The 14,505-nt window shown below is 60.0% G+C and carries 11 protein-coding genes; 2 read left to right on the forward strand and 9 right to left on the reverse strand.

All coding sequences use genetic code 11. From position 1 onward, the window contains the following. Window positions 1–2: 2 nt before the first annotated feature. The 9 genes from Q0899_RS15295 to regB form a co-directional block, all read right to left on the reverse strand. Complete coding sequence (locus Q0899_RS15295) at window positions 3–995, reverse strand: DUF4123 domain-containing protein (protein ID WP_299193906.1); 993 nt, start codon at window positions 993–995, stop codon at window positions 3–5. Between the two features lie 182 nt (window positions 996–1,177). Beyond that, window positions 1,178–1,501, reverse strand: a complete 324-nt coding sequence (trxA, locus tag Q0899_RS15300; protein ID WP_298295449.1) for a thioredoxin — start codon at window positions 1,499–1,501, stop codon at window positions 1,178–1,180. Window positions 1,502–1,567: 66 nt separating this feature from the next. Beyond that, complete coding sequence (gene addA, locus Q0899_RS15305) at window positions 1,568–4,939, reverse strand: double-strand break repair helicase AddA (protein WP_299193908.1); 3,372 nt, start codon at window positions 4,937–4,939, stop codon at window positions 1,568–1,570. Continuing rightward, a complete protein-coding gene (gene addB / locus Q0899_RS15310) occupies window positions 4,936–7,869 on the reverse strand; it encodes a double-strand break repair protein AddB (protein WP_299193910.1) in 2,934 nt (977 codons plus the stop codon). Before addB ends, addA begins: the two co-directional genes overlap by 4 nt. Then, complete coding sequence (locus Q0899_RS15315; protein ID WP_299193912.1) at window positions 7,862–8,539, reverse strand: nucleotidyltransferase family protein; 678 nt, start codon at window positions 8,537–8,539, stop codon at window positions 7,862–7,864. Before Q0899_RS15315 ends, addB begins: the two co-directional genes overlap by 8 nt. After that, the gene (locus Q0899_RS15320) at window positions 8,532–9,542 is read right to left on the reverse strand and encodes a phosphotransferase (protein ID WP_298295457.1); all 1,011 of its coding nucleotides are present in this window, start codon (window positions 9,540–9,542) and stop codon (window positions 8,532–8,534) included. The genes Q0899_RS15315 and Q0899_RS15320 overlap by 8 nt, the downstream gene beginning before the upstream one ends. After that, a complete protein-coding gene (gene tsaE / locus Q0899_RS15325; protein ID WP_298295459.1) occupies window positions 9,539–10,021 on the reverse strand; it encodes a tRNA (adenosine(37)-N6)-threonylcarbamoyltransferase complex ATPase subunit type 1 TsaE in 483 nt (160 codons plus the stop codon). The genes Q0899_RS15320 and tsaE overlap by 4 nt, the downstream gene beginning before the upstream one ends. Window positions 10,022–10,081: 60 nt before the next feature. After that, window positions 10,082–11,656: a PAS-domain containing protein gene (locus tag Q0899_RS15330; RefSeq protein ID WP_299193915.1), complete on the reverse strand. Its 1,575-nt coding sequence runs from the start codon at window positions 11,654–11,656 to the stop codon at window positions 10,082–10,084. A gap of 61 nt (window positions 11,657–11,717) precedes the next feature. Then, window positions 11,718–13,112 (reverse strand): sensor histidine kinase RegB, encoded by a 1,395-nt coding sequence (regB, locus tag Q0899_RS15335; RefSeq protein WP_298295463.1) that lies wholly within the window; start codon window positions 13,110–13,112, stop codon window positions 11,718–11,720. Window positions 13,113–13,208: 96 nt separating this feature from the next. Between regB and Q0899_RS15340 the strand changes: the two genes are divergently transcribed. Next, on the forward strand, window positions 13,209–13,829 hold the full coding sequence (locus Q0899_RS15340; protein WP_299193917.1) for an SCO family protein: 621 nt from the start codon (window positions 13,209–13,211) through the stop codon (window positions 13,827–13,829). 84 nt (window positions 13,830–13,913) lie between these two features. After that, window positions 13,914–14,468: an ActR/PrrA/RegA family redox response regulator transcription factor gene (locus tag Q0899_RS15345; RefSeq protein WP_298361544.1), complete on the forward strand. Its 555-nt coding sequence runs from the start codon at window positions 13,914–13,916 to the stop codon at window positions 14,466–14,468. The last annotated feature ends 37 nt before the right edge of the window (window positions 14,469–14,505 follow it).

Raw genomic sequence — 14,505 nt, forward strand, 5'->3', positions numbered from 1 at the left:
TTTTACCACCAAGCCTTAAAGTCGGGAACCTGTTTTGCGAGTTCCGCTTTCAAAACATCAAGATAGGCTTTGAAGCGAGCGTTTGGTTCAAGTTTATTCGTTTTCCAATAGTGGCCGAAATCTTGTCCGCGCCAAAACCCTGGCGCGTAGACGACATCCAGCAAAATAAATGTGCCCAGCATACCCTGACCGTCAATGCCTATCCTGCGCGAAATGCTGCGGGCATTGGCAATCCGATCTCGAATTTCAGCCATGGGCACATCGTCCAGAATAGCGGGGTAATCCCTCGCAAAATTTCGGGCAGTGCGTCGGTTCGCAAGTTCGGTTCCAATGAGATCCACCAGATGAGTGTCAAAGCTAGGAGTTGGAGGCACCTTCCAATCGCGTCGGTCCGCGTGAAAGCTTACTCGGACCACTTCGTCAAACACATTGAAGGCGATGAAGTGGTCAATAATGAGCGGCCTGAACAGGCTGCGTATGAGGGGTGTTTCCGGTGCTTCGGGGCGCTTCAAATAGGTAAGGATGAAGTCGGGGTCCCAAAACCTGACAAAGAAATTCTGACCGCGTTGGTCAGGAGCTTGTGTAAATTTGCGTAGATGACGCCAAACTTCATCGAAGCTGAGAGATGATTGCACGAATACACCAGGCTCATATCCCCAAAGATGCCACGGCGCCGGGTTGGGGCCGTCCGTCAACAGGTTTTCTGTAAATCTGTTCTCTGGTTCCAGCCGAACAAGCCATGGCGCAACTTCGTTCAAATCATCTTCCGCTTGCCCGACGAACAAGCATCGATGCTCAAGCTCACTTTGTTCAAGTTGCTCCACCAGGTTGGGCACTCTTGCTGCGTCCAAGACCGCGAAACAGGTCTGGGTTCGGTTGAACAACAAGCTATAGATCGGGTCGTTCTCAGGGTCGTGCTCGCCCGGCTGTCTGGGTCGCGCATTGGGGTGTGGATGCAGTTCGTACCAATCCAAATCCTGCATCAAATTCTGCATGGCCGCCGTCCATCGCGCAATCTCTTAACAATGGCTCGACCCTCCAATACTTTTGGTGGTGCTACAACCAGGTTGCTTGGACCCTGTAGCATTTCGGTCAAAAAAAACCCCGCTGCCTGTGCCGCGGGGTTTTGTACATTTTGGGTTTTTGAGCAAAAACTTTTGTCCCAAATTGTCCCAAACTAGGCGATTGTCTCGTCGATCCAGCCTGCCAGTGCCGCCTTCGGAGCAGCCCCAACCTTGTTGGAAACCACCTCGCCATCCTTGAACATGAACAACGCCGGAATACCGCGCACACCCATCTGGGCAGGGGAGTTCGGGTTCTCGTCCACGTTCACTTTGACGATCTTGACCTTGCCGTCATACTCCGCCGAAAGCTCTTCCAGAGCGGGGCCGATCTGCTTGCACGGGCCACACCATTCCGCCCAAAAGTCAACGATAACAGGCACATCCGCTTGGCGGACTTCGGCGTCAAAAGTGTCGTCTGTTACGGCTACTGTGGCCATGTAATTCCCTCCGGGGTGTGAGTGCATATGTCAGATGCCAGAACGTATGGATGCATAGCAGAGTCGTCAAGGTTTGGTGGTGCACAGCAGTGCTGCACTCACGATGTCGTGTGGTAAGCGCATTAATTCTGCTGTTTCCGTCCACACAATCGCCGTCTCAACCTGACGATTTGGATAAATCTGCCCCAACGCCGCCGCATACGCGCCCATCTGCCTGAGCAGCCCGTCAGGCGTCTGTTCCGGGGTCGCCGGGACATGTCGGTTGGACTTGAAATCAACGGCCAGAACGGTGTCATCGGTGATGACCAACCGGTCGATGGCGCCATTGATTTGGCGCCCCTCCAACTCAGGCAGAGTTGCAGTCACGTCAACCTCCGCCAGGGCGCTGCCATCAAACAGAAATTGCAAGTGGGGCGCGTCGAGCACCTTGTTTGCAACGGCCAACAGGTCCTCCCCCAGCGGATTGTCGTAACCGCGCAGTACCATCTCAGCCCGCCGGATGCGCTCCGATTTGGGGGCATTCGCGAGGTGCTCCAGCAACAAATGTATCGCCGTCCCGCGGGCTTTTGCGTCCTCCTCCGAAAGGGTGTCCGGGATGCCGGGCAGAACCTTCGCGCCTCCAAGGTTGGAGGGGGAAAGTGCTGCAGGCGTGTTGATTGGTGCGGGCAAAGGCTCGGTGGCCCAGCGCGGCAAGGGGGCGGGCTCCTCTTGCGCTTGCGGGCTCCGCGTCGTGGTGTCGGCGGGCCAATCGAGATGAGCAAGTCGCAGCTTGGTATCCTCCAAACCTGGAACAGCCCCCGCCCGGGTCAATCCGTTCTCGACAATCTCGTACCAGGTGTCGCCTTTCTTCGGGACGTCCCCAGACCCGCAAACGATCAGCCAGCTCTCGGCACGGGTCAACGCCACATAGAGCAGCCGCATGCGTTCCTGCTGCTGCAAGGTCTTCTTGGCGTCGGTCAGGTCGGTTTGCGCGCGCGTGGCTTCGGTCGCACGGGCTTTCCAAATCGCGGCGCCGCCTGCGTCAAGAATGTCGTCGCGGACGTCATTCTTGGTCGTTCCGGTTTGAGGCAAAATGACGATTGGCGCTTCCAGCCCCTTGGCCCCATGCACGGTCATGACGCGGATGAAGTCGCCTTCGCTGTCCATTTGCCGCTTGATCGTGACGTCATCCGTCGCAAGCCAGGTTAGAAATCCGGTCAATGTCGGTGCCTCAGACCGCTCGTAGGTCAGGGCCTGATCCAGCAGTGCCGCTATGCCTTCCTCCGCCTCGACGCCCAGGCGAGATAGCAGCCGTTCGCGGCCGTGATGATAGGTCAGTGCCCGCTCCAGCAGGTCGTAGGGGCGCATGAAATCAGCCTGGTTGAGCAGGTCATCCAGCATGGCATAGATGTCTGGAAACTCGGCTGAGCGGGCGTTTAGCTGGGTCCAAAGGAGGCCGTCGCGGCCATGGGCAAGCGAGTACAGGTCTTCCTCGCTGAGATTTCCCAGCGGGGATCGGATGATTTCGGCAAGCGCCAAATCGTCCTGCGGCGTTTCAAGGAAGGACAAGAGCGAGATGAGATCCCGCACACCAAGCTCTCCCCCAACACGCAGGCGGTCCGCGCCGGCCATTGGCAGACCCAGCGTTTTGCAGGCTCGGATAATTTCGTGGAAGAGGCCGGCCTGAGCGGATCGCGACTGCACCAGAATAAGGAAATCCTTGGCACGGATGGGACGGGTGATCGCTTCTTCCATCCCGTCACGATGCTGGATTTCGGTGATCTGCCCATGCATGATTTGATGCTGGATTTGACGCGCAATCAGCTCCGCCAACTGGACGGAATGGTGGTCGGAGCCAACGGTATCAACAGGGTCAAACCATGCCTTGTCCTCTTCCTTATCCCCGCTTTCGATCCAGTCCCAAAGATCCACGCGTCCGGGCAATTCCGTCTTGAACGCTTTGTGCTCCAGCGCGTCGCCCATCCCCCCTCGCAAAGTTTCGGTGAAGACGTGATCGACAAGCTTCAGGATCGGCGCGGCGGAGCGGAAAGAATACAGAAGCTCGCGGGATGCAAACGGTGCCGCAATCGCTGAGAGCTTCTCCTCGAAATAGCGTCGCATTCGATCAAATTCTGCCGGATCCGCGCCTTGGAACGAGTAGATTGATTGCTTCTTGTCGCCGACCACAAAGATCGTCCGCGGCTCCGGTCGCGCGCCTTGGCCGGATGTGAATTCCTGAGCAAGCAGCCGGATCACGTCCCATTGCGCCGGCGACGTGTCCTGTGCCTCATCCACCAAAATGTGGTCGATGCCGCCGTCGAGGCGGAACAGCACCCACGAGGCCACATATTCGTTGGTCAGCAGCTGGCGGGCTTTCTGGATCAAGTCGTCGAAGTCCAGGCTGCCACGCTGCTGCTTCGCGGCGGCCAGCTTTGACAAGAACGGCGTTGCGAAGGCGTGCAACGTAGCAGTGCGTTGAAAGGAGAGAAGGGCAAGGCGCGCCTCGCGCACATCGGCCACGCGGGATTTGAGCGCGTCGAACGCGTCTTTAAGTGGCCCCATGTCAGCGGCGACGGATTTGGTCGGGGGCGTAGATTTGACGCTGTACGGCTCCTTTGTTTTTGCACCGGTCAGACAAATGGGTTCCAGCGCGGCAACACTCGACAGGTCTGGCGCGTCCAAGTTCAGTTGGCGTAGTCCCTGGGCGAGTTTGGTGTCAGTCGCTCCGCCAGCATCCAGGAACGGGAGCATGTCTGCGATCAACCGGGCCTCGTCGCCGTTGAATACACCGTCCAGGATGGTTTGACTGGTGGTGCCAACCGGCAATGCAAAAAGCGCGCGTAATTCTGTCTCGCTAACCGGTTTGGCAAACGCTTCGGCATTGCGCGTGATTTCGGCCAACAGGGCGTCGGGATCTTCGCCGGTGAAGTGTTGCGCCAAGCCCTGCACAACCTCCGGCATGTCGTTGGCCATCTGGTCCAGCACATCTGCGCGCAGCAGTTTGGCGGCGCGGTCGTCCATCTCGGTGAAGGCGGGTGTAACCTGAGCCTCCAATGGGAAACGGCGCAGGAGCGATGCGCAGAAGGAGTGGATGGTTTGGATTTTCAATCCACCCGGCGTTTCGATCGCTTTGGCAAACAGCCGTCGCGCGTTGCGGAGTTGCTCGGAGTTGATCTTACCCGGGCTCACACCAAGCGCCATGAGGCTGACTTTGAGGGTCTCGTCCGGCATCATTGCCCATTCCCCGAGACGCTTGAACAATCGGTTCTGCATCTCGGATGCGGCGGCTTTGGTGTAGGTCAGGCACAGGATGCGCTGCGGCATGATGCCTTGCAGCAGCAATAGCGCCACACGATCCGTCAGCACGCGGGTTTTGCCGGACCCCGCATTCGCCGACAGCCATGTCGAGCGGTTTGGCAAAGACGCGTCAATCTGGGCGCGGGTTGCGTCGTCGGTCATCGTCCTACCCGCCTTGGCATCGGATCCTCGGTGATGTCCCATTCGCCATACCGGGCCAAGGTGTCGTAGTCCTGATCCCAGCGGTTTTCATGCACTGCGCGGCGCGACGGGTAACCTTTTTCCGGGTCCATGTAGGCAGAGATCAGAGCTTCCAGCTCTGACCAGACTTTCGCGACTTCGTCGGGCGTCAGCTGCTGAGCAATCTCTTCAGGCGAGGCCCCCAGTCCAACATAGCTGACCTGCGCAACCGTGGCATCTGGAAAGCCCTCGTATTGCAGGGCGGCCAATAACGGCAGCTGCTTATTGAAGTGTTCCTGCATTGGCTTGGTGGGAAGGGTACCGGTTTTGTAGTCATACAGCACCAGCGCGCCGGATGGGTCGCGGTCGATCCGGTCGGCCCGTCCATTCAAAGTGAAACCAAGGTTGTCGATTGTGCGGGTGCCATCCGCCTCGAACGCGTCTGGTTTTGCGAGTTTGCGGCGCGCCTGTTCGGATTGAATGAACCAGGGCACGGCCCGCGCCAGCTTGGCCCGCCAAAAGGCGCGGGTCGCAGGCCAGGCCACATGGCGATGCAAAAACTCGTCGGCCCTTTCTAGCAGCCTGTCGGCGGCATCTTCGGGCAGCGCGGATTTGTGCTCCGCAATAAACGCCTGCAGGACCTTGTGGATGACGTCGCCGCGCAGCGCGGCGTCGGCCTCGGCGTGCAGGGGCTTCAATGGCCTTAGCTTGAGGATGTGGCGCGCATAGACCGCGTATGGGTCGCGGATCAACGTCTCGATGTGAGTCACCCAAAGGTTCTTTGGGCGGTGATCAACAGGTGGCTGTGGCGAAGGGCGGGCGGCCTTGGGCAGTTTCAGGCGCGGGGTGTCATAGGCCTGCGCGAGGTCAACCCACTCCTTGCCGCGGCTCCTCATGTTCTCGAACGCCTTTGGACCGTCGCCTGGCAATCCGGTCATCAGGTTTTGGAGGCGGTTCAGCCAGCGGGACTGTACCGTTTCAGCCTCGGCGTCGCGCACGGAACGGGTCAACCAGACTTCGGGCGCGGCAATGGCTTGCTGGAAGTCATGCGCCGACAGTCCGATGCGGCTTTCGGGCAGGTAAAGTCCGGCCTGCCCGCGCATATCTCGGTTCAGCCAAGGGTCAGGGTTGGGCATTGCTGGCCAGGTGCCGTCATTAAGCCCGGCGAGGATGACAAGCTCCGCCCCCTGAACGCGGGCCTCCAACGTTCCCCAAATCATGATGTTGGCATGGGTGAAAAACGGGTCCCGGACTTCTTCCTTGGACAGCAAGGCGCTGACGAGGTCGCTGTATTCCGTGGCGGTGTAGTGACCGGCTACGCCGCTGGCCTTGGCCAGTTTGGCGAACACGGCTTGTGCGGTTTCCCCGGCCGTTTTCAACCACAGATGGGGCGTGCCGTCGTCTGGCCCTTGGGTGAGCCGTTCGGCGACCTGCTGATGCAGCGCAACGAGATCGCACAGCGGTTGCGCGCGCTGGGATGCCAATGGCGCGATGCAGGACCACAGCCAATCATGCCAGGCCACGGTCCCGGGGTCTTCGGCCTCGCGCTCTTCCGCCCAGTTCTGGCTGTGTTGCTGTGTCAAAGCTGGCGGGCCGCCGCGCAGCACTTTCATTTCCAGATGCCGGACACGCCCCTGATGGGCACTGCGATTGTCGGCGTAGACCAGCGGGTGTTTCAACAACGCCAGCATCCGGTCCGGCGTTACGTCCTGCCCGATCATCGCAGCGGTTTGGCGCAATAGCCTTCCGGGCGGCGACAGGTCCAGCCGCGCGCCGGCGCTGTCATTGGGGGTGATGTGCCAAGCGGACAATGCGGCCGTCACCCGGCGCGTCAGGGTCTGATCGGTTGTGATCAACGCCGCTGTCGTGCCCTCTTGCGCCGCCTTTCGTAGCCGCATCGCAATCGCCAGAGTTTCGACGCGTTGGGTTGGCGCTTCCACCAATGTAAGGGCTTCGGTGGCATGTGTCAGAGGCAGCAAATCCGGGCCGTCATCCAGCCACGCATCGGTGACGGGGGCGGGGCGAAGTGCCAGCGACACAAGCTGGTTGCGAGATTGACTTGGCAAGGAAGCGCCGGGGGCCCAGCTGGCGATATCATCTTTCGTCACAGACAGCTCTTCCATCAACCGGTGGTAGCGAAACTGTGGGTGATCCTCAGCCGCCGGACCTGTGCCGGTGGCGCCAAGTTTTGCCCAAATCTTGCCGGGCATATCAAAATCGAAGCCAGGTAGCACAAGCGCGCCTTGCGGCAGACGAGACACGGCGCGCATGAAGGCGCGCGTCGTGCCGCGGGACCCGGTGGAGCCTGCAACGATGATCGGGTGTTCGGGCGGGTTGGCGTCCCACGACGAAGCGAGCGCCTCCACCACAGCGCGCTGCCGCCCTTCGGTATCCAGCTCAGCCTCAGGGTCGAGGAACCTTCGGACAAGTTCGATAAACGTCAGGCTGCGCTTCCAGTGGTCCGAGTGCTGGGCCACATCGAGAGCAAGAATTTGTTCGATACTAACGCCCTCACCCTGCATCTCTTCCAGCAAAGTGGCCAGGCTATCGGCCAAATCAAAGGCCATGTCGCGCGCGGCGAGCGTCTCTTCGGTCTCGATCAGTTTGCGCACCAACTGGGCAAGCTCCAGCCTTCGGACTAGGCCATCGGTGGCGGGTGGCAAATCAAGGTGCGGATCGCGCGACAGGTCGGTTATGAGGTGCAAGCGAGGCAGAAGCATTGCCCCGTGCTCCGCAAATAGCTGGCCGACACGCCGCTTCATACGTGCCGTGTTCATATACAGATGAACGCGCGCCAGATCCTCCGGCGGGCGGGATTGGAACCGCGTGATAAGCCCACAGACAAGCGCGCGCGGAAAATCTACACCCGGTGGCATTCCGAAAACACGCGCTGTCTTGCTGGGGTCAAACATTCAGCATCGCTTCGGCCAGCGGGATGCCTGACGGCGTCCCAACATCGGCCCATCGTCCGGGGTATGTAACGCCCGCAACTTTGCCTTCCCCAAGCAGCCTGTCCCAAACGGCGTTCAGCGAGAACACGCGCCCGGGATGTGCCGCCACAACATCTCGACGAATGATTTGCGCGCCGGTGTAGACCTGACCGTCGGGACTGCGCGAAAGTGACCCATCTTGGCCAAGGATAAAATTGCCTTTGCGGGCATATCCGACCGTCTGTTCTACCGGAACCAACAGCAGCAAGGCCGACATGTCGTCGCGCCAAGCGTCCAACAATATGCCAAGCGGGTTTGGGCCGGACCACACCGCGTCCGAATTCAACGTCACAACGGCCTCACCGTGCATCTTCGGCAGGGCGGATTTCAGGCCGCCACCGGTGTCCAGAATGTCGGGGTATTCAACATGCGTTGTAATCGTGGGTGGTAAATGGGCGACCATCTGATCCGCCAGATAATGCGCGTTGACGTGGATGTTCAAAGCCAGGTCGCGTGCCAACCCGATCGCGTGGTCGATCAGCGGCGCGCCGGCAACCTCGATCAACGGTTTTGGCGTGGTCTCAGTCAGGGGCGCCATACGGGTGCCGAATCCGGCGCCGAAGATCAAAATATCGTTGGCTGACTCAGGCATTGGCGGCCTTGATCCGCGCGACAATGTCAGGGGTTGGCGCGGGAAGGACTTGCCGTACCCATTGCCCGAATTCAGCGAGGTCAGGATGGGTGAGGTCGTCCATAAGGTTGCGCCAAACGCGCGGCAACATGTCAGGGTAGTGGCCTTTGCCGTCACGCACGCAGAGCCGGGTAAAGACGCCAATGATACGCAGATTGCGCTGCGCGCTGCAGACCGCATAGCGCGCCCCGAACTGTTGCTTGTCGGATTGCGAAACCCCGATGAAATGTTCGATGCATTGATGTTGTACCGAAGGGTCCACATCGCGGCGCGCATCCTTCAGAAGCGAGGCCAAATCATAGGCTGCGTCGCCCATCATCGCGTCCTGAAAGTCCAACAATCCGACCCGGCGGTCTCCGTCGCGATCTGGTAGCCAAAGCAGGTTTTCGGCATGGTAGTCCCGTTGCACCAGCACAGGCGGGCCGATGAGAGCGCTGTGTAAATGATCGGCGATGCGAAGGTGGAATTCTTCCCGAATGTCCGGCGGATTTTCGGCGGCATATGTCAGGTACCAGTCAGCAGCCAGCAGCGCGGTATCCGCCATCTCTTTGGGGCCGTAGGGCAGCAGGTTCGCCGGCGGCTCAGCCTGCTGCGCCGTGTAAAGCGCATCCGTGGCAGCGAGGTAAAGCTGCAGCTCTGGACCGGGGTTTTTCTCCAGAACCCTCGCAAAGAGATCATCGCCCAAATCTTCGATGATGAGAAAGCCGTTGGTGGTGTCCCGTGCGAAGATCTCAGGCGCGCTAAGGCCTGCCTGACGCAAATGGGTCGCGATATTGATAAAGGGGCGTGTGTCTTCGCCCTTCTCGGGTGGCGCATCCATCAGTACGGCTTTGCCCAGGTCGGGGTGCCGCAGACGGTCATATCGGCGGTTTGATGCGTCACCGGCCAGAACAATTCGTTGTGCGTCCGCCCAGCCTGCCATTTTCAGGAATGCCTGCAGGTGCTGTTCACGCTCCGCGGTCATGGTGCGAAAGCCTTCAAAAGGGTGGTTTGCAGATTTTGGGCCAGCGGGCCATCGGCTTCGAGCCTGCAATTGCGGGACGTATCCGAACCGCCATAGGACAGCGTCACCCGCAGCGCCGGGGGCGTGGTGTCACCCAGCCGGTCCGGCCATTCGACAAGGCAGAAGGATTGGTCGAACGCGGCCTCCAGGCCAAGTTCGAATAGCTCGGACGTGCTGGTCAGGCGGTACAGGTCGGCATGCCAGATTTCGAGCGACCCGGCGGCGTAAGTTTGCACGATGGTAAAGGTTGGCGAGGGAACTTCTTCTGCCTTTCCCTCACGGGCCTGCAGGGTCTGAATGACACGACGCGCCAACGTGGTCTTTCCTGCGCCAACCGGGCCGTCGAGAAGGACGGTCAGACCCGCCGCCGCGTTATCCGCAACACAGTCGGCCATGCGAAACGTTGCGTCCTCGTCAGGCAGGGTGATTGTTGCGCTCATGGGGAAGAGTTTTACTGCAACCGTCCCCACTCGCAAGGCTGATCGAAAACGCCGCCCTTGTCAGGAGTTGAGCGACGCGAGTTCCGGCAGTTTTGGCAAAGGCAGCACCGCGTCGTCGGGAGCGGTGAACCCGACCAGCGTCGCGCCTGCCGCCAGCGGCATAAATCGACAGCTCAGCTGGCGCCCGTCGGAGAGGTCGGTAGAGCCGTACCACTCGGTCCGGTCACCCGCGTGACAAACAAATTCGCGGACGTCGCCCCAAAGCGGGGTGGGCAGGCTCTTGGTTTGCCAAAGCCGTGTGGCATCGACAATACCGGTTTGTTCCAGCACAAGCTCCGGGTCGGTGCCCCACAATTCGCAATACGCGTCATTGGACAAAGCCAGGTTGCCCGTGGCGTCAAATACGGCAATCGCTTCGGGGAGGCTGTCAATCATGGATTGGCTGAGCTCCAACTCCCGGCGGAACTTGCGCGTCAGAGAAACCTCAGCGCTGATGTCTTCGATCAGAAAGGCAACGGCGCCCTCTGGATGTGGTCGGCCGGTCACCTTGTAGGTCTGGCCGCTGGGAAGGATCCACGTCTCCATGTAGGTGCCGTTGACGGCGAGCTTCTCAAGCTCGTTGATCTTGGCCCGCCAGTCGTTGAAATCCTTGCGTTCTGGCAGCATGCGCTTTTCGCGCAACCGGTTCACCGTGTCGTACAACGTCGGGCGGGCGGCCAGCCATTCCGGCTCAAGATTGGTCAGGTCCATCAACGCGGGGTTGAACAGCTGCAGCTGCCGGGACCGGTCAAAGATGGCCAGGCCGATGGGCAGTGCCGCAAAGGTTTGGGTCAGCGTCTGCATGAAATTGCGCAATGACTCTTCGGCCTGAACGGTTTTGCTGGCGTCGCAGGCGTAATGCAGCGTCGTGTTGCCGTGGCCGAAGCTGGTGATGTCGAACCACCGGGTGGTGCCATCTTTCAGGGTCAGTGGGGATCGCCTCGGGTGGGCCTTTTCGCCGGGGGCCGCGATCTGGCCCCCTTCGAACAGCCTGCGGGGTGGCCATGCCTCCTGATCTGCGGGGGCAAATTGTTCTACCAGTGAGACATATGATGCGTTGACCCAATCGATATTTCCAACCCGATCTTCCCGCCAGATCACGGTTGGCGAAGTCGCGACGGTTCCCTGAAGAATTGCAAGCTCCTGACCTACCGATTCGGAGACGTCGCGGTCCACCAACACTCTGCTGGCCATCAGGTTTGGAAGGCCAGAGACGGTGATACGGCAATGTCCGGCGTCACACGCGACACTTGCGGAAACTGGCCCGGACGTTGTCAGCTCAGACAATTCGAACGCGGCGCTTTCCTGCATGGCAATATCCAGCGCACGCGGAAATTGCGGGAAGATATCCGCGAGCCGTTGTATGAGCCTTTTGCGTGTATCCTGTTCGAGGTCTTCAGCAGATAACGCCGCCCGGGCGGGCGCGTTGACGCCGACCAATTCCTCACCTTCGAACGTGAATATCTGCGCTGATGGGGCAGGGGCAGAGGTGGGGGGCGACGGCCGCGACTTTCTAAGGGCGAAACACCCAAGCAATCCGGTGGCAAGGCCGGCGGCGAACAAGAAAAATGCGGGTTGAAAGAGCAGAGCTGTCACGGGTCTTCCTTTGTGCAAGCGAAGGACCAATGCAAACAATCATGGTGAGGTTAATGGCTGGTTAAATCTGGATCGGCACGTTGTCCCCCAGTGGCTGGGAGTCGCCTGAATTGGCCGCCGCAATAGTGTCCATCGGCCACGTTGCTTCCGCGATTGCGCCCGTTCGGAGCTGACCTTCGGCGTTTTCGTAGTCTGGGGAGCCATTGTCAAAATTGATCTCTGCGCCTGTCCGTTCAAGCAGTGTTTTGGCGATGAACAATCCCAGCCCCATGCCCTCATATTCGGGCCGGCTGGACGATTGCCGCTTGTTTCTGCGTCGGCCAATGAATGGCTCTCCGATTCGGCCGAGCAAGTCGACCGGGTAGCCCGGACCGTCGTCGATGACGCGTATGACGACTTGATCGCGCGACCAGCTCGCGTCGATCCAAACCTCGGCTTCCGCAAAATCGACGGCGTTTTGCATCAGGTTGCGCAGCCCGTGGATTATCTCTGGCTTGCGCAGGATGACGGGCATCGGGCCGTCGTCTTCGGTGTCCGCGGTGAAGTTGAAATGCACCGCTTTTCCCCTGCCGGAATGCGGCTCAGCGGCCTCTTCGACAACGGCGCTGAGCGGGGCGTTGCGCAGGTGCAGATCGTCCTTTCCGGCGCGGCCCATGGAATGCAGGATGTCGCGGCAGCGATCGGCTTGTTCCCTGATCAGCGCGGCGTCGTCCCTGAGGTCCGGTCGGTCTTCCAATTCTTCCAACAGTTCGGCGCTGACCAGCTTGATGGTCGCCAAAGGTGTTCCCAACTCATGGGCGGCGGCCGCGACAACCCCGCCGAGATCCGTCAGCTTCTGCTCCCGCGACAAGGCCATTTGGGTTGCAAGCAACGCCTGGCTCATGGACCGCGTCTCGGACGTGACCCGGCCTGCGTAGATGGCCAGAAACACAATCCCGATCATGATAGCGACCCAAAAGCCCGCGACAAACACGTCGGGCATCTCCAAGATGGTGCCCTGGTCGGTCCGCAGCGGGATATGGAAGGTCGTCAGCGCGCTGACCAATACGATGGCCAACCCACCGATCAGCAAGGTCGACTGGGTGCGCATTGTCATCGCGGACACGGTCACCGGTGCCAGGATAAGCAAGGCAAACGGGTTGTTCAGCCCGCCCGTCAAATAGACCAGAAACGCCAGCTGCGAGAGATCAAAAAGCAGCGTCAGCAACACCTCATTTTCCGGCAGCCAACGGTTCTGCGGGTAGATCGCAATAGCGACCATGTTGGATATCACAGACGCGCCGATGGCCAGCATGCAAAAGCCCAGCGGTATGTCGAGCTTCAGCAGCTGGCTGGCAATGAAAATTGCGCTGCCCTGACCCAGAATCGCCAACCACCGCAAGATGATAAGGGTGCGCAACCGGACCATCCCGTTGCGGGATCTGCTCTCGCCCAATCCGGCGGACAGGTCGGTCATCAGGGAAACGTGATTGGCAGCGTCATAATGGCAGATTGATACTGGACGGGGGATGGGGGATCAACGGGGCAACTTAGCACGGACAAGGTGGACGATATGAACAAAGCGTATGTTTGGAGCGCCGTTGGCTTGGTGGCACTGATGATCGGGGTGCCGACGTACCTCACCTTGACGGCCAATGACGGTGAGGACCAATTTGCCCAATGCTCCCAAGGCGCGGTTGCAGGCGGTGACATAGGCGGGCCGTTTGAGCTGGTGTCGGAAACGGGTGCGACAGTCACCGAAAGGGACGTCATCACCGAACCCACATTGGTCTATTTCGGCTACACCTATTGCCCCGATGTCTGCCCGCTGGATGCGGCCCGGAATGCGGAAGCCGTGGACGTCTTGAAGGAGCAGGGCGTGGACGCAACGCCGGTCTTCATCACCATTGACCCTGAGCGGGACACGCCAGAGGTTTTGGCTGAATTCACGGACGTAATGCACCCCAAGATGATCGGGCTGACGGGGTCCGCAGGCCAGGTCAAAGCGGCCAGCCAGGCGTACCGGACCTTTTACAAAAAGCAGCCGGGCGGCGGGGAAGATTACCTCGTCGATCACTCGACATTTACCTATCTGGTGCTGCCGGAGAAGGGCTTTGTCGACTTCTTCCGCCGTGACGCGACGCCCGACCAAATGGCCGAGACGGTGGCGTGCTATGCAAATGCGGCCTCGTAAGTCATTGGTCCGCTGGTGTTTGACCGGTGAGGAGTGGCGATCTACATTGCTGCGCAAGATGGAAGTCCGGGAAGGGTTTTGACGATGAGCGAACGCACGATGAACGAGATCGGTGAAGACCGGTCCCTTCTGATCGTTGACGACGACGAGCCGTTTCTGCGCCGTCTGGCACGGGCCATGGAAAAGCGCGGGTTTGAACCGGAAGCGGTTGAAACCGTGGCTGCCGGCAAGGCTGTCGCGACCGCCCGACCGCCGGCCTATGCGGTCGTGGATTTGCGGCTGGAAGACGGCAATGGTCTGGACGTGGTCGAGGTGCTGCGGGAACGCCGCCCGGACGCGCGGATCGTTGTATTGACGGGCTACGGCGCGATTGCGACGGCGGTAGCGGCGGTCAAGATCGGGGCCACGGATTACCTGTCGAAACCGGCCGATGCCAATGATGTCACCAACGCGCTTTTGGCCTCGGGGGACGAGCTGCCGCCGCCGCCGGAAAACCCGATGTCGGCGGACCGGGTGCGGTGGGAACATATCCAGCGTGTGTATGAGTTATGCGACCGCAACGTGTCTGAAACGGCGCGTCGGTTGAACATGCACCGGCGAACCTTGCAGCGGATATTGGCGAAGCGCAGCCCGCGTTAACCGCCGTCGATTTGCGCCGAATTTTCGTGTATAGAAA

This window comes from uncultured Litoreibacter sp. (genome assembly GCF_947501785.1).
Classification (GTDB): Bacteria; Pseudomonadota; Alphaproteobacteria; order Rhodobacterales; family Rhodobacteraceae; genus Litoreibacter.

Coding starts and splice junctions, on each gene's coding strand:
- Q0899_RS15295 (WP_299193906.1), bottom strand. CDS start 995: ATGCAGAATTTGATGCAGGATTTGGATTGGTACGAACTGCATCCACAC.
- trxA (WP_298295449.1), bottom strand. CDS start 1,501: ATGGCCACAGTAGCCGTAACAGACGACACTTTTGACGCCGAAGTCCGC.
- addA (WP_299193908.1), bottom strand. CDS start 4,939: ATGACCGACGACGCAACCCGCGCCCAGATTGACGCGTCTTTGCCAAAC.
- addB (WP_299193910.1), bottom strand. CDS start 7,869: ATGTTTGACCCCAGCAAGACAGCGCGTGTTTTCGGAATGCCACCGGGT.
- Q0899_RS15315 (WP_299193912.1), bottom strand. CDS start 8,539: ATGCCTGAGTCAGCCAACGATATTTTGATCTTCGGCGCCGGATTCGGC.
- Q0899_RS15320 (WP_298295457.1), bottom strand. CDS start 9,542: ATGACCGCGGAGCGTGAACAGCACCTGCAGGCATTCCTGAAAATGGCA.
- tsaE (WP_298295459.1), bottom strand. CDS start 10,021: ATGAGCGCAACAATCACCCTGCCTGACGAGGACGCAACGTTTCGCATG.
- regB (WP_298295463.1), bottom strand. CDS start 13,112: ATGACCGACCTGTCCGCCGGATTGGGCGAGAGCAGATCCCGCAACGGG.
- Q0899_RS15340 (WP_299193917.1), top strand. CDS start 13,209: ATGAACAAAGCGTATGTTTGGAGCGCCGTTGGCTTGGTGGCACTGATG.
- Q0899_RS15345 (WP_298361544.1), top strand. CDS start 13,914: ATGAGCGAACGCACGATGAACGAGATCGGTGAAGACCGGTCCCTTCTG.